The sequence below is a fragment of the Pararhizobium sp. genome (assembly GCF_965279435.1).
Taxonomy (GTDB): Bacteria; Pseudomonadota; Alphaproteobacteria; order Rhizobiales; family Rhizobiaceae; genus Pararhizobium.
This window is the reverse complement of the sequence record NZ_CBDIHY010000003.1, coordinates 3,734,763-3,751,466: the sequence shown is the minus strand read 5'-3', so window position 1 is coordinate 3,751,466 and position 16,704 is coordinate 3,734,763. Positions and strand designations below refer to the sequence as shown.

Annotated in this window: 13 protein-coding genes and 1 riboswitch; of the genes, 6 read left to right on the top strand and 7 right to left on the bottom strand. The window is 60.2% G+C overall.

Annotated features, from left to right (window positions below; all coding sequences use genetic code 11):
* Positions 1-70 precede the first annotated feature (70 nt).
* Entirely contained in the window at positions 71-622 is a 552-nt protein-coding gene (locus tag ACQY8Q_RS24010; protein ID WP_428428960.1) for a DUF1003 domain-containing protein, read from the bottom strand.
* Between the two features lie 89 nt (positions 623-711).
* A complete protein-coding gene (locus ACQY8Q_RS24005; RefSeq protein WP_428428959.1) occupies positions 712-2,658 on the bottom strand; it encodes an LTA synthase family protein in 1,947 nt (648 codons plus the stop codon).
* Between the two features lie 272 nt (positions 2,659-2,930).
* On the opposite strand from ACQY8Q_RS24005, the gene ACQY8Q_RS24000 reads away from it, so the two are divergent.
* The 3 genes from ACQY8Q_RS24000 (at position 2,931) to ACQY8Q_RS23990 (ending at position 7,083) form a co-directional block, all read left to right on the top strand.
* On the top strand, positions 2,931-4,610 hold the full coding sequence (locus tag ACQY8Q_RS24000) for an NAD+ synthase (RefSeq protein ID WP_428428957.1): 1,680 nt from the start codon (positions 2,931-2,933) through the stop codon (positions 4,608-4,610).
* Between the two features lie 22 nt (positions 4,611-4,632).
* Complete coding sequence (locus ACQY8Q_RS23995) at positions 4,633-5,466, top strand: TolB family protein (protein WP_428428956.1); 834 nt, start codon at positions 4,633-4,635, stop codon at positions 5,464-5,466.
* Positions 5,467-5,580: 114 nt separating this feature from the next.
* Positions 5,581-7,083, top strand: a complete 1,503-nt coding sequence (locus ACQY8Q_RS23990; protein ID WP_428428954.1) for a diguanylate cyclase domain-containing protein — start codon at positions 5,581-5,583, stop codon at positions 7,081-7,083.
* Here ACQY8Q_RS23990 and ACQY8Q_RS23985 read toward each other — a convergent pair whose 3' ends face one another.
* Entirely contained in the window at positions 7,084-8,112 is a 1,029-nt protein-coding gene (locus ACQY8Q_RS23985; protein ID WP_428428953.1) for a LacI family DNA-binding transcriptional regulator, read from the bottom strand.
* A gap of 104 nt (positions 8,113-8,216) precedes the next feature.
* Here ACQY8Q_RS23985 and ACQY8Q_RS23980 point away from each other — a divergent pair, with 104 nt between their 5' ends.
* The 3 genes from ACQY8Q_RS23980 to bluB all read left to right on the top strand — a co-directional run bounded on the left by ACQY8Q_RS23980 (position 8,217) and on the right by bluB (position 11,309).
* Entirely contained in the window at positions 8,217-9,410 is a 1,194-nt protein-coding gene (locus ACQY8Q_RS23980) for a phytanoyl-CoA dioxygenase family protein (protein ID WP_428428952.1), read from the top strand.
* An 86-nt stretch (positions 9,411-9,496) separates the two neighbouring features.
* Complete coding sequence (locus tag ACQY8Q_RS23975; protein ID WP_428428950.1) at positions 9,497-10,318, top strand: SDR family oxidoreductase; 822 nt, start codon at positions 9,497-9,499, stop codon at positions 10,316-10,318.
* A 42-nt stretch (positions 10,319-10,360) separates the two neighbouring features.
* Positions 10,361-10,572, top strand: a riboswitch (cobalamin riboswitch).
* 44 nt (positions 10,573-10,616) lie between these two features.
* On the top strand, positions 10,617-11,309 hold the full coding sequence (gene bluB / locus ACQY8Q_RS23970; protein WP_428428948.1) for a 5,6-dimethylbenzimidazole synthase: 693 nt from the start codon (positions 10,617-10,619) through the stop codon (positions 11,307-11,309).
* Here bluB and ACQY8Q_RS23965 read toward each other — a convergent pair whose 3' ends face one another.
* The 4 genes from ACQY8Q_RS23965 to ACQY8Q_RS23950 form a co-directional block, all read right to left on the bottom strand.
* On the bottom strand, positions 11,310-12,347 hold the full coding sequence (locus ACQY8Q_RS23965; RefSeq protein ID WP_428429857.1) for a DUF2865 domain-containing protein: 1,038 nt from the start codon (positions 12,345-12,347) through the stop codon (positions 11,310-11,312).
* A 252-nt stretch (positions 12,348-12,599) separates the two neighbouring features.
* Entirely contained in the window at positions 12,600-13,244 is a 645-nt protein-coding gene (locus tag ACQY8Q_RS23960; RefSeq protein WP_428428947.1) for an acyl-homoserine-lactone synthase, read from the bottom strand.
* 189 nt (positions 13,245-13,433) lie between these two features.
* Positions 13,434-14,171, bottom strand: coding sequence for a LuxR C-terminal-related transcriptional regulator (locus ACQY8Q_RS23955; RefSeq protein WP_428428946.1), 738 nt, complete (start codon positions 14,169-14,171; stop codon positions 13,434-13,436).
* Positions 14,172-14,343: 172 nt separating this feature from the next.
* Positions 14,344-16,656, bottom strand: a complete 2,313-nt coding sequence (locus tag ACQY8Q_RS23950) for an NADP-dependent malic enzyme (RefSeq protein WP_428428945.1) — start codon at positions 16,654-16,656, stop codon at positions 14,344-14,346.
* Between the last annotated feature and the right edge of the window lie 48 nt (positions 16,657-16,704).

Below are 16,704 nucleotides of genomic sequence, written 5' to 3'. Positions count from 1 at the left end.
TTAGGTTGTGCCATTTCTGGTTGGTTGTGTTTGCAAATGAGGCTTGCGCCCCGATATGGCACAAGGGGCATCAAGCTTGCGGGGGGCCGGCATCCCTGTATCGCGCGAGTTGTCCCTGCAACCGGCCGACATCGGCGCGCAGTTCGGCGATTTCCCGCAGCAGCACCGTGTCGATCTTGTTGTGCAGCGAAATCAGTTCGACCTCGGATTTGAGATTGACCTCGTAATCCTTCGAAGCGTCGAAACGGTCTTTCGTCGCCTGCCGGTTCTGCGACATCATGATGATCGGTGCCTGAATAGCGGCGACCATCGATAGAAGAAGGTTGAGAAAGATAAAGGGGTAGGGGTCAAACGCGTCGCGCGTCAACAGCACCGTATTGGCGACGGCCCATACGACAAGGAAGACCAGGAACGCGATGATGAAACCCCAAGAGCCGCCGATCCGGGCGATGCTGTCGGCCATTCTGTCGCCGAAGCCCTGTCCGGCAACAAAGGCGGCATTGGTATCCTCAGAGACGGTCTTGCGTTCTTTGGAGCGATGAAGAACACGGCGCTCGATATCGCCAAGTTCGCTGCTCGGTTTGCCGAAAAGCACGTGGGAGATTTCGTCAAGATGCGACATGGGCTGGCTCCGCCGGAAAACGTTGCCCTGTTTTAGCCTATGCCGGTGATTTGCGGAAACGCCGAAGGCCCGGCGTCCCCTGCTTCTTTTTACATCGCGTTGGCAAAAAGATCGGCGTGCGACTGGAAGAACCGGTCCGTGCCGTAGCGCTGGCCGAACATCATGTCATGCTGCAGGAAACGATAGTCGCGGATGAGCGGCGGGATCGTCTTCTGGCGTCCCCAGGAGGCTGTTTCTTTACCGACCTTATCAACGAGCATGTAGCGGTCGATGATGCGGTATTTGTCGAAGATATTGCCGAGAAACTCGGTGTAATAGGGATGCTCGAAACCACCCTGCTTGAGGATCTGGTAGGACAGGAAGGCCGGGCTGATCGTGCCGATATCCTTGACCGGACCGGTCTTGTTCGACCAAACGACCAGCGGGGTTTCATGCTGTGCCTTCATCTGTTCGAGCGAGCCCTTGCGCGAGGCGGTGACGTCGGTCATGAAGCCGGTGTTCGGATAGACGGTGTTGAGCGGCGGCAGATGATCGCCGAACAGCACGATGATGGTTTCACGGTCGCGTTCCTTGGCCCAGTCCATCAGCATCTTCAGGCTGTCGTCGGCTTCCCTGATGCCCTGTGCATAGGTTTCAAGAACCTGCTTGTCGGCGGCGGGAAGATTGCCTTCGACCTTGATGGTGTTCTTGGCATAGCGGTTGGCCTCATAGGGGCCATGGCCCTGCAAGGTGACCGTGAAGAAGAAGAATGGATCACGCAGCTGGTCAGCCTGGCGGATGATTTCCTTGGTCAGCGATTCGTCCGAGGCAAAGATGCCGCGCTTTTCCATCACCGGCATGTTTTCTTCCGACTTGAACTGATCGAAGCCGAATGCCTTGTAGACGGCGCTGCGGTTCCAGAACCATTTCTGGAACGGGTGTACGGCACGCGCCACATAACCCTCGCCACGGAAGAAGGTGGCCAGCGATGGGATCGGGTTGCGGATATACTGCTGATACGGAATGCTGCCATAGGGCAGGAACGCGTTCGAGAAACCGGTGAGCGCTTCGAACTCGACATTGGCGGTCATGCCGCCGAATTCCGGCGAGAAGACGTTGCCGGACTGCATTTCGCGGATCGTCGGCATCGGGTCGGGCGACAGCTTGACGTTTGGCAGGCGGGTCGGATCCCAGAAGGATTCGCTCATCAGCACGATGACGTCGGGCTTGCCGCGATGGGACGTGCCGGCCGGCACTGGCTGCGTTGCAATCTTGTCGATCGCATCGGACATGTAGCCCGCAGGTGCGGTGACGTTTGCCATCGGCAGGTTCAGCGCAAACGCCATGGTAAAGCCGTTGTGACGGTAGTTTTCGGTCTGGTCCCACATGATCGGGATGACCTGCAGACGATCACGCACCCAGGAAAAATTGTTGTAGTCCATCATGTGGTAGAAGGCGCCGAGCAACGGCAGGGCGACGGCGAACCGCGCCAGACGCTGGCGCCGGGTCATGGCCGGAAAACGGCGCCACGCGAAGCGGACGAGCCAAACCAGAGCGGCCACGGCCAAAACAATACCAAGGACGATACCGACAGCCGTCCAAGGACGGTCGCGGACCAGAACCGGCATCAGCTCCATGATCTGGCGGCCGAACAGGAAGTCTGTCGGGTAAAGCGGGTCGGACAGGAAAATCTGCTTCTGCCGGCTGACGAGTGCCGGGATGAGCGCCAGCGGCGCCAGCAGGATGACGCCGAAATTTTCGCGCGCGAAGGCAGCGTCAAGCGCCAGAAACATCATGAAAAACACGCCGGTCGTCGTCCAAGCTGGACGGGCCGGGTCGAGGAAAAACAACGCCGCCTCCATTGCGGAGTTGCGGGCAATCCATTCGACGCAGAAAATCAGGACAATCGACAGAAGCAGCGAGAGAGAAAGCCGTCCTGCAACCGAAAGCGCCTTGGCATGGCGAGCGCCGAAACCGATTTGCGGGCCATAGGCCCTAGAAGCGGTGGCAGCGATTGCTGCCGATTCAAAAATGGCCAAGGCCGTCTCCGATTTCATAAAACTGTCGTGTGAATGTCATATAGACGTCATCTTGAACGGAGGATGAATAATTCAAGGGGGGTTCTCCACTGACTTTTTAGGCACCTGTTGCCGATCGGACATGGCCTGAACGGTGGGGTTGTGAGCCGCAGCGAGCACGCTATCTTGCGGCGCACGCGGATTTTTTTCTGACTTGGTCGCAAGCACGGGGTATTTTGGTGCGGAATGCGATAAACAGCTCCTCGGATGTTCCGGCATCCGCGATAGCAAGATCAAGCACAGGCCTGTTCATGACCGCGCAAAAGACCATTTCCACGACGTTCCGTATCGCTGTTGCCCAGCTCAATCCGACGGTCGGCGATATCGCCGGCAATCTTGCCAAGGCACGCGAAGCTCGCGCTGATGCAGCACGCAGCGGCGCCGACCTGCTGCTTCTGACCGAATTGTTCATTTCCGGCTATCCGCCGGAGGACCTGGTCCTGAAGCCTGCCTTTTTGAAGGCCTGCCAGAAGGCTATCGATGCGCTTGCCGCAGACACTGCCGACGGTGGTCCGGGTATTGTTGTCGGCTATCCGCGGCAGGGCGAAGCAGGGCGCCATAATTCCGTTGCCGTTCTCGATGGCGGCCAGGTTCTGGTCGTTCGCGACAAGCTCGATCTGCCGAACTACGGCGAATTCGACGAAAAGCGGGTCTTTACCGAAGGCGCGATGCCAGGGCCGGTCAATTTCCGCGGCGTGCGGCTCGGTATCCCGATCTGCGAGGAAATCTGGAACGACATGGGCGTCTGCGAAACGCTGGCCGAAAGCGGCGCCGAGATCCTGCTCGTGCCCAACGGCTCGCCCTATTATCGCGGCAAGATCGACGTGCGCCATCAGGTGGTGCTTCGCCAGGTGATCGAGACCGGCCTGCCGATGGTTTTTGCCAACCAGCTCGGAGGCCAGGACGAACTGGTCTTCGATGGCGCCAGCTTCGCCTTCAATGCCGACAAGCAGCTCGCGTTTCAGATGAGCCAGTTCGAAGAGAGCATTTCTGTCTCCGAATGGCGCAAGAGCGGCGAGGGCTGGGTTTGTCAGCAGGGGATGATGTCGCGGCTGCCGCAGCAGGAGGAGGCCGACTACCGGGCCTGCATGCTGGGCTTCCGCGATTACGTCAACAAGAACGGCTTCAAGAACGTCGTGCTCGGCCTATCCGGCGGTATCGATTCGGCGATCTGTGCTGCCCTCGCCGTCGATGCGCTCGGCGAAGAGCGTGTCCGCACGGTGATGCTGCCCTCTCGCTACACGTCGTCGGATTCTTTCAAGGACGCCGAGGACTGCGCCAAGGCACTCGGTTGCCGCTACGATATCGTTCCGATCGAGGAGCCGGTGCAGGGTTTCCTCAGTGCCCTGTCCGAAATGTTCGAGGGCACAGAATCCGGCATCACCGAAGAAAACCTGCAGAGCCGCGCACGCGGCACCATCCTGATGGCGCTGTCCAACAAGTTCGGCTCGATGGTGGTCACCACCGGCAACAAGTCGGAAATGTCGGTCGGCTATGCGACGCTTTACGGCGACATGAACGGTGGCTTCAACCCGATCAAGGACCTCTACAAGATGCAGGTCTACGGCCTGTCGCGCTGGCGCAACACCACGGTGCCGCCCGGCGCGCTCGGACCGTCGGGCGAAGTGATCCCGAAAAACATCATCGACAAGGCACCTTCGGCCGAGCTTCGCCCGAACCAGACTGACCAGGATTCGCTGCCGCCCTATCCGGTGCTCGACGATATCCTCGAGTGCCTGGTTGAGAAGGAAATGGGTACCGAGGAGATCGTTGCGCGCGGCCATGACGAGGCGACGGTGCACCGGATCGAGCATCTGCTCTACATCGCCGAGTACAAGCGCCGCCAATCGGCACCGGGCGTGAAGATCACCCAGAAGAACTTTGGCCGCGACCGCCGCTACCCGATCACCAACCGGTTCCGCGACCGCTAGACCTATCATTGGAGGCCAAGGCATGCGCAGTTCGGTCGAAATCTACACGATTGCCAGCGGCCAAACCCGTGTGGTTTGGCAGACGGAACAGCTGGTCGAGGCTCCGAACTGGTCGCCCGATGGCCAGTCGCTGGTGATCAACGGCGACGGCCTGCTCTATCGCTTGCCGCTTGCGGGCGGCGAGCCGCGATTGATTGATACGGGCTTTGCACGCACCTGCAACAACGACCATGGCATCTCACCGGATGGCAAGACCATCGTCATCAGCGACAAGACCGAGTATGGCGCATCGACAATCTACACACTGTCTGCTGATGGCGGCCTGCCGAGGCAGGTGACGCTGAACCGGCCGTCCTATTGGCATGGCTGGTCGCCGGATGGGAAGACGCTTGCCTATTGCGGTATTCGCGATCAGGTCTTCGATATCTACACCATTCCCGTCGGCGGTGGCGAAGAGACCCGCCTGACTTTTGGCGAGGGGCGCAATGACGGACCGGACTACAGCCCCGACGGCGAATGGATCTATTTCAACTCCAGCCGGACGGGCCGGATGCAGATCTGGCGCGTCCGTCCCGATGGTTCGGATGTCACGCGCGTCACCGACAGCGCATATGGTGACTGGTTTCCACATCCGTCGCCGGATGGCAAACACCTGCTCGTGATCTCCTACGACGGTGACGTCTTCGATCATCCGCGTGATCTCGACGTGCGGTTGCGGCTGATGGATCCGGATGGCGGCAACGCCCGTGACCTGTTTGAACTGTTTGGCGGGCAGGGCACGATCAACGTTCCCAACTGGTCGCCTGATGGCCAGGAATTCGCCTTCGTGCGCTACCAGCCGGCCGTTGGCAATTAACCGATTTCCAACCAGCTTGTTTAAATGAAACTTCCCTTTTTCTTGCTAGTCTCGGTCTCAATCAACGCGTGAAACCTGGGGGCAGGTTTGGTGAGAAGGACCGGTGAGGCGGGCATGGCAGCAGGGGCGAAGACGCGAAATTCGAGCAGGGCAGTCCTGGGTATCCATGCGGCCTGTACGCTGGTTGCCTTGCTGATTGTTGCGAGCTTAGCCTTCGTGCTCAACCGCTCCGTCACCGAGGCGGACCGGTTCGGCCTGACCGCCGAGCGAAAACTGGTCGAAAGCGAAATGCAGCATCAGGTCGATGCAGTCGTCCAGTATCAGGCCGAATTGTCCTATTGGGACAAGAGTTTCATCCAACTGGCAGGCCGCACCTTCTCTGACGCTTTCGTCAAGCAGGAGCTGACCGACTGGCTCTGGCGGGATTTCGGTTTCTCCTGGATGATCTTTGCCGACGCCTCCGACGGGACATTGCTGGCCATAGAAAATGGCCGCAAAGTGGATACCGAGATTGGCGGGCGCACCCTGAAATGGGTCGAAGACCTCATCGAAAAGGCGAATGGTCTTTACGAGGCGGCACTGGTTGCCAAGGGGAGCGGGTGGACGCTGTTATCGACGGAAAAGGATCCGGACGCGCTGTTGGCGCCGCTGCCGAATATCCATGCGGCCGACCTGCGGATGATCGACGGCAGAATGAGCATCGTCGTGGTGCAGGCCGTCGTTCCCAAAACGTTGGATATTCCAGCTGGACGCCGCAAACCGGTGTTCATGATCACCGTCAAGCCTTTCAGCGATCGCATGATCCGCGACATGGAAGATAGGCTCGCCATCTCAAATCTCGGATTTACGCCGCTGCGCCAGGTGGCGAAGGGCTCCATTCAGGTCGCGGTCAGCGATTGCTCCCAGCCGGCCTGCATGGTTGCAGCCTGGACGCCGCGCACACCCGGCAGTTTCGTTCGCTCCGAAACACTGCCGAGCGTCATCGTCATCGCGATGCTGGCAGCTTTGATCATGGCCTTTATCGCCACCCGGTTCGGTGCGGTGTTTTCCGCTCTGCAGAACAGCGAAGCGGAAAACCGGCATCTGGCCAAGCATGATCGCCTGACTGGTCTTTTGAACCGCAGCGGCTTCGACGACGTCCTGCATGCCTCGCTTGCTAAGGTCAAGGAACGCCCGTTCTCGCTGCTTTGCCTCGATCTCGACACGTTCAAGGTCGTCAACGATACCTACGGCCATCCGGCTGGGGATGCCGTGTTGAAGGCGCTCGCTGTCCGGTTTGCCGATCGTGTCGCGGATCATGGTGTCGTTGCACGGCTCGGCGGCGACGAGTTCATCATCATTGTCGATCACACCGTGTCGCGCGCTGACGTGATGACGCTTGCCAACGCGCTGATCGTCGATGCACAGGTTCCCGTGCTGTTCGAGGGACAGTTGCTGCGCGTCGGCAGCAGCGTCGGCGTGGCCTTTGCGCCCCAACACGGCAACATTGCCCGTGAAATCGTCCCTCTGGCCGATCAGGCGCTGTACCTTGCCAAGAATCGCGGCCGCAATCGCGTTCAGACTGCAGATGACCTGGTCGTGGTCGATCGTCTTCCCCGCACCGGGCAGGCTGCCTGATCAGCGCCCCGACGCCGGAATATTATACGGCGTGATAACCTCGACCGCCGATAGGCGGGCAACACCTTGTCCGGTCGGAGCGCTCCTTTTTCCCAAAATTGCCCGAAAGGCAGTCCGTACATCGGCCTTCAAGTCGTGGTGCAAGATGAAATGGATCTGCCCATTGCGCAGGAATTCGAGGTTTCCGGCGTCAAGGTCATGTGCCACGAATACCGAGCAGGCCCGGTTTGCGGCGGCAAAGGCGGCTAGCACTGCGCGGTTACCGCCGCCAATCGAATAGACGGCATTGATGCCCGGATTGTTTGACAGCGCTTCGGCCGTAAGTGCACCGGTTGCGTCGTCGCGGCCAAGCCCCTCGCTGATTTCCACGATGCCGATCGACGGGTAGCGGTTGCGCAAGGTGCGGCGGAAGCCAATTTCCCGCTCCTCTTCGCCACGGAACCGGCTGCTCGACAGGGTGGCCAGGACCATCGCCGGTTGCCCGGAAAAGCGCTCGCCAATCAGATAGGCAGCCGTTTCGCCGGCTGCCCTGTTGTCGGCTCCGGCATAGGCGGTGCGCGGAGCATTGGGCAGGTCGGTGACCAACGTGATGACGGCAATGCCGGATTGTTCGAGCCGCGCCACCGCAGCGCTGATCTCGGGTACGTCCGGTGCTTTCAGGACCACGCCGTCGGTACCGCGCAAGCGCACCCTGTCGAGCAGCTGGACGATATCTTGCGGGCGCATGGATTCGGCGAAATGAAAGCGGGAGCGGAAGATTGTCGGCAGAAATGTCAGGCTTTCGCTTTCGAACGCATCCCGGACGGCGTCTGTAAAGCGGTCGGGCGCCTCCATGATGACGTCGATGCCGAATTTACGGCCCTGGATCTCGACGCCGGACTGCTGTTTTTCCAACTCGCGGATTGCGGCGTGCACGCGCAGATCGGTCTGTTTGCGCACACCGGGGCGAGCGTTCAGCACGCGGTCGACCGTTGCGATGCTGAGGCCGGCCTGAAAAGCGATGTCCTTTACCAGAAATTCGTGCGCCATCGCCGTTCCGTTCTGATGGTTTTTTGAGGTGTTTCTGCTCTATATCAGCTTTCTCCTCCGCGTATAGTGCGGTCATCGACAGACATCCGGCGGGAGGAAATGGGATGAAAACCGACAATATCGTGAAGCAGCGCGCGGACCGGGTCTGGCTGACGGAAGCTGCCTGTGACCTTGAGGATTTTCGCGCCGAGGTGGAGCGCACGACATCGCTTGCCGACTATCCACATGCGGCAGCCGTCGAGAAGAATGTTCTGATCTATGACAGCGCCAGTGTGCTGAAGGCGGCAGCTTCACAGGAGGGGCGCCGGGCGGTGCTGGCGGAAATCTGCGAGGCCTTTGCGACGGGGCCGGGTGTCATCGTGCTGAAGCACGCTTTCGAGGACACGGCCGTCATCGATGCGGCGAGCGGCATTTTCGACGACATCATCAACGAGCAGCACCAGACCAATACCGGTGGCGGCGACCATTTTGCCAAGCCGGGCGCCAATGACCGCATCTGGAATTCGCTGGAAAAACACTGCTTGCGCGACCCTCAGAATTTTGCCGCCTACTATGGCAATGCCGTGATCGCTCTGGTCAGCGAAGCCTGGCTCGGGCCGAGCTACCAGATGACGGCGCAGGTCAACCGGGTCAATCCCGGCGGGGCGGCGCAATCGGCGCACCGGGACTATCATCTCGGCTTCCAGACTTCGTCTGTCATCGAGCAGTTTCCTGCGCATGTTCATCGGTTGTCACCGGTCCTGACGCTGCAAGGGGCGGTGGCGCATTGCGACATGCCGCTGGAAAGCGGACCGACGTTGTTTCTGCCCTACAGCCAGACCTATGTTCCGGGCTATCTGGCACTGAAGCGCCAGGAGTTTCGCGATTATTTCGATCGTCACCATGTGCAGTTGCCGCTGTCGAAGGGCGATCTGGTCTTCTTTAACCCGGCCCTCTTCCATGCCGCCGGCACCAATCGTTCCGAAGGGATCAAGCGGGTGGCAAACCTCCTGCAGGTCTCCTCGGCGTTTGGCCGGGCAATGGAGACGGTCAACCGGGAGCGCATGAGTGCCGTTCTCTATCCGGCCCTGAAGGCGATGCTTGCCGACGGCCGGTTGTCTTCGGCGGAAGCGGCGTGTGCCATTGCGTCCTGCGCCGAAGGTTATTCCTTCCCGACCAATCTCGACCGGGATCCGCCAGTTGGCGGGCTTGCGCCGAAAACGCAGGCACAGTTGATGCACGAAGCGCTGTCGGGTGGTTGGGAGGAAGCCGCTTTTGCGGCAGCGCTTGCAGCCCAGTCGGAGAAGAAGCTCAGCTAGCGGAAACATCTCTCTCAATGTGAGCTCCTGCCCGAATGCCGGGCGGGAGTTTTTGGCATCGGCGATATCGAAAATGGAGGAATACAATGAGCAATGATTATGGCCGTCTCGATGGCAAGATCGCGATCGTCACGGGTGGCACACAAGGGCTGGGGGCGGCGATTGCCACGCTGTTTGCCGAACGGGGTGCCGCCGGTATCGTCATCTGCGGCCGCAATGCCGCCAAGGGCGAGGCCAAGGCGGCCGAGATCGGCAAGGCGACAGGAACCCGGGTGGTCTATGTGCAGGCCGATCTGGAAAAGGTCGAGGATGCGCGCAAGGTGGTTTTGGCTTGCGACACGGAATTCGGCCGTATCGATGCACTGGTGAACGCGGCGGCGATTACAGATCGCGGCACAATCCTCGATACCAGCCCGGAACTGTTCGACCGGATGTTTGCCGTCAACGTGCGGGCGCCGTTCTTCCTGATGCAGGAAGCGATCAACGTCATGCGCCGCGAGAAGATCGAGGGAACCATCGTCAATATCGGTTCGATGTCGGCCATGGCCGGCCAACCTTTCATCTCTGCCTATTGCGCTTCCAAAGGCGCACTGGAAACGCTGACCAAAAACACGGCTTATGCCGTGCTGCGCAACCGGATTCGGGTCAACGGTCTGAATATCGGCTGGATGGCATCCGAAGGCGAGGATCGCATCCAACGCGAATTTCATGGCGCGGCCAGCGACTGGCTGGAAAAGGCAGCGGCGAGCCAGCCCTTCGGCCGTCTGGTCGATCCGGCCGAAGTCGCGCGCGCCTGCGCCTATCTGTCGTCGGCGGAATCCGGCCTGATGACCGGATCGATGATCTGTTTGGATCAGTCGATCTGGGGTGCCTATGACGGTTCGCCGCATCCGGTCGCGGCGATCTGATGACAACCGGCGGGCCGCCTTGCAAACGGCGGCCTGCTATGGCCATATCGTTTCGTTCAGGTGCCTGCGCAAGCGGGAGAATCGGGAACCCGGTGAAAGTCCGGGACGTGCCCAGCGCTGTAACGGGGACGGTTTTGCTTTATTGAATCTCTGAATCATTTCAGAATTATGCCACTGGATCTTCAAGCAATCCGGGAAGGCGGCAAAACCGGATGATCCGCAGTCAGAAGACCGGCCTGACGAGATAGACCAGCCCCGCGCGGACGGCGGGAGGTTTCGCATTGTTGGGGATCAAACGATGCAAACTGAACCGCAAGACTGCCTTGTGAGGGCGGACGCATTTTCATCGGACGAGCGCGCAGCCGTCTACCGCGCCATTGAAACCCGCCGCGACGTGCGCGATCAGTTCCTGCCTGCGCCCTTGCCGGACGCGCTGATCAGGCGGTTGCTCGCTGCCGCTCACAGCGCGCCGTCGGTCGGCTTCATGCAGCCCTGGAATTTCATTGTCGTCCGCGACGAGGGCCGGCGTACTCGTGTCTTCGAGGCATTCCAGCGGGCCAACGAAGAGGCGGCGCTGATGTTTGAAGGCGAGGCGCAGGGCAAGTACCGCTCATTGAAGCTCGAAGGAATCCGCAAGGCGCCCGTGAGTATCTGCGTCACCTGCGATCCGACCCGCGCCGGTAAGGTCGTTCTCGGCCGGACGCACAATCCGCGCATGGATGCATTTTCGACAGTCTGCGCCGTGCAGAACCTCTGGCTTGCCGCACGCGCCGAAGGCGTCGGCGTCGGCTGGGTCAGCATTTTCCATGAGCGCGATATCAAGGACGTGCTCGGCATTCCAGATCATATCGAGATCATCGCCTGGCTGTGTCTTGGCTATGTCGATACGCTCTATGCCGAGCCGGAATTGGCCGTCAAAGGCTGGCGCCAGCGCTTGCCGCTCGAGGACCTGGTATTTTCCGACTGCTGGGGTGGGCGACCTATGAAGTGATCAGTTGGTCTGCTGCAGTTCCTGATATCCGGGGCCGGCTGGATGCCGCAGGTCAATCGAGGTTTCCTGCGACGGAAGGAAGCTCGGGCCGACGACACGAACCTTGTTATCCTGTGGATTGTAGGCCCGGTCGGCAACGGTGCTTTTCACCTCCGCGGGATCAGCCTTCTTGCGGGTGCGAACCTCGATAACGCCCTTGCCATCGTTCGGGGTGCTCTGCTGCGTCGCCGTGCGTCCGACGGGAGCGCAGCCGCATTGGCCGGGCTGGCTAAGATCGCGGGTCTTGTAGGCGAAAGCCGAGGGTAGATCGGCATAGGGTTCGCCTGTGGCAGCCGAGACCATCTGGTTTGTCTCTTCGGTCGCCAGCTCATGATAGTAAAGTGCCGTCTCCGTTCCCGGGCAGCGCCGTTGGCATGCTTCGGCATCGCGTTGAAAATCGGCTGGCGATGAGTTCGAGGAGATCGGGAAGAACGCACCATCACAGGTGCGCACGCACATTGTGCGCAGGTTGCCGGGATAGTCGGCGCTCGGGCCGAAGCCGTTATCCGGCGTAGTGAAATCGGTGTTGCTGCCGCGCATGTCCGGATAGCCTTCGCCGATCGGCGGCAGGTCGTTCAGGATATTGCGATGGGTTTCCGGTTCCTCGATGGCGGCACTGAGCACTTCATCCTGCTCCTCGCCGCAGCGATTGGCAGCAAGCGCCGCATGAATGCGCCGCCGGGTCACGTCGCTGTCGCCGCCTTCCAGAAGGTTCAGCCGACGGGCCTTCAGTGTTTTGAGATCCATTTGCATCTGCGAGATTTCAGCGTCCAGGCTGTTGCAGGCGTCTTCGTTCGGACCGCCGACGATGATGACACTGCCTGAACTGCATCCCATCCGCCTCAGATCGCTGCGCGCCTGCCGCAGGTCCAGGTTCTGACGGGAGATCGCACCGGTATAGTCGCGCAGATTTGCATTGGATGCGACGATTTTCGGCAGGCCGGCAAGGCGGGCGTTCAGCCGTTCGCACACCGCTGAAGCGTCGGCCGTGGTCGTCATGACCAGAAGAAGCGGGGCTATCAGCGCCGCAAGGGATATCGAACGGAAGGTCACGTGTTTCTCTCGCCTGAGCGTACCGGCACCGTGCCGGGTGCGAAGGAGCATCCTGCGCACTCTGACTGTGCCGCTATCATAGCGTCATTCGACGGTGCTGCAACGCAGTCCGCGTAGCAGCGTTAACGGCGGGCGGGAGATAAATGCGGGGCGAGGCGGGAGAGCCACAATCGGTGGCTCTCCCGTGGGTAATGCAACTTATGCGGCCCGGGCTGTTTCCAGAGACATCGGCCGTTTCAGCACCGACCCGCCGATTTCAGCGATGGCTTTCATCCTGTCCAAAAGGTCGGTCGTGACTTCCCAGGCAACTGCGACGGCATAGACGGAGCCGATCCGCTGTGGTTCGCCAATGCGCTCACCAGGGCATCCCATGCGCCGGAACATCCGTTCGAGGAACACATCGGTGACGGTGACGATATGGCTGAGGCCGGAGGACAGCCCAAGCTCGCCAACGCCGCACATCAGTTCCGCTGCGGCGATGGTCACCTGGTTGGAACCACGATCCTGCGAGATCGTCGGGTCGATGCAGAAACGGCTGGATTCCCACACCGAAGCGCTGCGCACCTGCGGATTGTCGCCGAGCAGGATCGGAAATGTATCATCCAGCATGTTCGGTCCAAGTGTCGGTAGCAGCCGTAACGCACCGCGCAGACGGCCCGTCTGGTCAGAGTAGGACAGCACGTAGAGTGGATTGGCGTCATCGTAGTGATCGATCTCCCAGTCGCCGCGAACCGAAACGTCCCATTTCAGCAAGTCGTGGAAGACACGTTTGCGCAGGCGGAACATGGCGTCTAGGTCGCCCGGGTTCTGCTTGCCGGTGTTGTGGTTGAAAATCCTGATCATTGTCTGCTCCTGTGATCGAATGCGAGGAGCAAATGCTGTCAGGGATCGTTATACGGCATAACTGTCGGTAGTGACAGGTTTCTAATACACGCGGATATGTTTCTCCTGACGGGAGGTCCGCGAGGACCTCCCGTCAGGAGAAAAAGGAGGTGGGTGGGGTGTATTGGAGTTGGGTCTTTGCCGGGGCAGTCAAAACGTCGGGATGAGATCGCGCCGGACGGCCTGGGCGACGGCCTGGGTGTTGGAGACGACGTTCAGCTTGCGCCGGGCGTTGGTCATGAAGAAGCGCACGGTGCGCTCTGAAATGCCGAGGATTGTGCCGATTTCCCAATAGCTCTTGCCTGCGGCCGTCCAGCCGAGCACTTCGGTTTCTCGGTGGGTCAGCGCCTTGGCGCACTGCTCGGCGAGTTCCTTCCTGCTGTCGCTTTCCAACAGGGAGGCGTGGAAGAGATTGGCCAGCAACTGAAAGTCGCGCAGGTGGCACCGCCGGTAGGCCGGCCATTCCTCTGTGGATACATCGGTCTGGATTGCCAGAAAGGCCAGGCGCCGGGTGGGGGTAGCAAGCGGCAGGGTGATGCCGTCGAGACCGTGGCCAAGGTGTTCTGCTGCGGAAAACAACGGCTCACTGTCCGGGTGCAGTTTTCGCGCGGTGGCCCAATCCACGGGCCTGATACCGCCCATCGTCATGCGCAGGATCGGGTCGATGCGCTGGTAGCGCTTGTCGACATAGGTCCTCAGACTGCGCGCGCTGAAAGTATGGTGTAGTCTGTGGATAACAAAACCCGCCGTCAGGACGTCGACGTCCAGATAGAGCAGGTTTGCAATGCTGAACGTGCTGCGCATCAGGTCGAAAAACCGTTTTGGTTCAACGAGTTCCTCGTTCTCCATGATGTCCAGCAGGTCAAAGAATGCCTGTTGGTCAGCCATGCTGCAATACCCTGTTATTTTGAGGGTTTCAGCATGATAACGCTTGAAGTCTTTGTCCAGCGCAATCTTTGGTTAACTGTGCATTTTTAGTACACTAAACTATAGATTGCAATTTAATCCAATTTTATATTTAGATTGAGCCGGTTCTGAACCGGCTCAATCTTTGTTTTTACTAAGCAGGGTACGAGGCTTCCACCACGGCCAACGCTGCCATGTTGACGACGCCGCGCGAGGTCACCGATGGCGACAGGATATGCGCGGGCAGGGCCGTACCAAGCAGGATCGGTCCGACATGCAGGCTATCGGTCATCGTCTTGACGACACCGAGCGTGATGTTGGCGGCATCCAGATTGGGGAAGACCAGCAGATTGGCTTCGCCAGTCAACGTGCTGTCGGGCATGACGCGGCGGCGTAGAGCTTCAGAAATGGCGGAATCGCCGTGCATTTCCCCGTCGGCTTCGAGATCGGGCGCAAGTTCGCGGACGATCTGCATGGCCTTGCGCATCTTGAAGGCGCTTTCCGAATCCCGTGAGCCGAAGTTCGAATGGGACACCAGTGCGGCGCGCGGAGTAATGCCGAAGCGGCGGATTTCCTGGGCGGCCATCACGGTCTTCTGGGCGATTTCCTCGGCCGTCGGATCGAAGGTCACATAGGTGTCGGTGAGGAAGGTCGCGCCGCGCTGCGAGATCAGCAGGCTGAGTGCCGAGAAGTCCAGGACGCCTTCGCGCTTGCCGATGATCTGGGATACGGCGCGAAGATGGGCGCTATAACGTCCTTCAACACCGCAGATCAACGCATCCGCTTCGCCGCGGCGGAGAGCCAGGGCGCCGATGACGGTCTGGTTTGTCCGGACGATGGTGCGGGCTGCTTCCGGAATGACACCCAAGCGGCCGACCAGCGCAAAATAATCATCGACATAGTCACGGAAGCGCGGATCGCCTTCCGGATTGACCACTTCGAAGTCGACGTCCGGACGAATGCGCAGGCCGTAGCGTTTCAGGCGGGCCTCGATGATCTGCGGACGACCGATCAGGATCGGGCGGGCCGTGCCGTCTTCGAGCAGCACCTGGGCAGCGCGCAGGACGCGCTCGTCCTCGCCTTCGGAAAAGATCACCCGGTTCTTCTGGGCATTCTTGGCGGCGGCGAAGATCGGCTTCATGATGAAACCCGAGCGGAAGACGAAGCGGTTGAGCTGATCGAGATAGGCGCCGAAATCGGTAATTGGCCGGTTGGCGACGCCGCTGTCCGCAGCTGCCTTGGCAACGGCCGGAGCGATGCGCAGGATCAGGCGCTGATCGAACGGCGAGGGGATCAGGTAATCCGGGCCGAACACCGGCGTTTCGCCGGAATAGGCGCGGGCGGCAACGTCAGACGGTTCTTCACGAGCAAGCGCTGCGATGGCGCGCACGGCGGCCATCTTCATTTCCTCGTTGATCGTGCGGGCCCCGCAATCGAGCGCGCCGCGGAAGATATAGGGGAAACACAGGACGTTGTTGACCTGGTTGGGGAAGTCCGAACGGCCGGTGCAGATCATCGCATCAGGGCGGGCTGCACGCGCCACTTCCGGCATGATTTCGGGATTGGGGTTGGCGAGCGCCATGATCAGCGGCTTTTCCGCCATCTGCACCAGAAGCTCGGGCTTCAAGACGCCTGCGGCCGAAAGGCCGAGGAAGACGTCGGCACCGCTGATGCTGTCGGCCAGAACGCGGTTGGCGCTGTCCTGCGCATAGATCGATTTCCACTCGTCCATCAGGACTTCGCGGCCGGTATAGACGAGGCCTTCGAGGTCGTGCACCCAGATATTTTCGCGCTGGGCGCCAAGCGTCACCAGGAGGTTGAGGCAGGCGAGGGCCGCAGCACCGGCACCGGATGTGACGATCTTGGCCTTGGCAATATCCTTGCCGGCCAGTTCGAGGCCGTTGAGGATGGCGGCGGCAACGATGATCGCGGTTCCATGCTGGTCGTCATGGAAGACCGGGATATCCATCTTCTCGCGCAACTGGCGTTCGACCTCGAAACATTCCGGCGCCTTGATGTCTTCCAGGTTGATACCGCCGAACGTTGGCTCCAGGGCCGAGATGACATTGACCATCTGGTCGATTTCGGGTGCGTCGATCTCGATATCGAAAACGTCGATGCCTGCGAATTTCTTGAACAGGACGGCTTTGCCTTCCATCACCGGCTTGGAGGCAAGCGGGCCGATATTGCCAAGACCAAGAACCGCCGTGCCGTTCGAGACGACCGCGACCAGATTGGCGCGCGCCGTATAATCGGCGGCGGTCGATGGATCGTCGCGGATGGCAAGGCAGGGGGCGGCAACGCCCGGGGAATAGGCGAGCGCCAGGTCGCGCTGGTTACCGAGCGGCTTGGTCGGCTGGATCTCGAGCTTTCCGGGGCGTGGATAGCGATGGAAGAACAATGCCTGTTCATCGAGGTCGCCGCTTGCAGGAACCGCTGGGGTCTTGGCCTTGTCGCCGGTGCTCATAATTCTTATTCCCTACTATTCGTCGCGGCTCTTTTTGCATGAAAAGGC

Excerpts from the sequence above, each read along its gene's own strand:
- ACQY8Q_RS24010 (WP_428428960.1), bottom strand. The coding sequence starts at position 622 with ATGTCGCATCTTGACGAAATCTCCCACGTGCTTTTCGGCAAACCGAGC.
- ACQY8Q_RS24005 (WP_428428959.1), bottom strand. The coding sequence starts at position 2,658 with ATGAAATCGGAGACGGCCTTGGCCATTTTTGAATCGGCAGCAATCGCT.
- ACQY8Q_RS24000 (WP_428428957.1), top strand. The coding sequence starts at position 2,931 with ATGACCGCGCAAAAGACCATTTCCACGACGTTCCGTATCGCTGTTGCC.
- ACQY8Q_RS23995 (WP_428428956.1), top strand. The coding sequence starts at position 4,633 with ATGCGCAGTTCGGTCGAAATCTACACGATTGCCAGCGGCCAAACCCGT.
- ACQY8Q_RS23990 (WP_428428954.1), top strand. The coding sequence starts at position 5,581 with ATGGCAGCAGGGGCGAAGACGCGAAATTCGAGCAGGGCAGTCCTGGGT.
- ACQY8Q_RS23985 (WP_428428953.1), bottom strand. The coding sequence starts at position 8,112 with ATGGCGCACGAATTTCTGGTAAAGGACATCGCTTTTCAGGCCGGCCTC.
- ACQY8Q_RS23980 (WP_428428952.1), top strand. The coding sequence starts at position 8,217 with ATGAAAACCGACAATATCGTGAAGCAGCGCGCGGACCGGGTCTGGCTG.
- ACQY8Q_RS23975 (WP_428428950.1), top strand. The coding sequence starts at position 9,497 with ATGAGCAATGATTATGGCCGTCTCGATGGCAAGATCGCGATCGTCACG.
- bluB (WP_428428948.1), top strand. The coding sequence starts at position 10,617 with ATGCAAACTGAACCGCAAGACTGCCTTGTGAGGGCGGACGCATTTTCA.
- ACQY8Q_RS23965 (WP_428429857.1), bottom strand. The coding sequence starts at position 12,347 with ATGACGACCACGGCCGACGCTTCAGCGGTGTGCGAACGGCTGAACGCC.
- ACQY8Q_RS23960 (WP_428428947.1), bottom strand. The coding sequence starts at position 13,244 with ATGATCAGGATTTTCAACCACAACACCGGCAAGCAGAACCCGGGCGAC.
- ACQY8Q_RS23955 (WP_428428946.1), bottom strand. The coding sequence starts at position 14,171 with ATGGCTGACCAACAGGCATTCTTTGACCTGCTGGACATCATGGAGAAC.
- ACQY8Q_RS23950 (WP_428428945.1), bottom strand. The coding sequence starts at position 16,656 with ATGAGCACCGGCGACAAGGCCAAGACCCCAGCGGTTCCTGCAAGCGGC.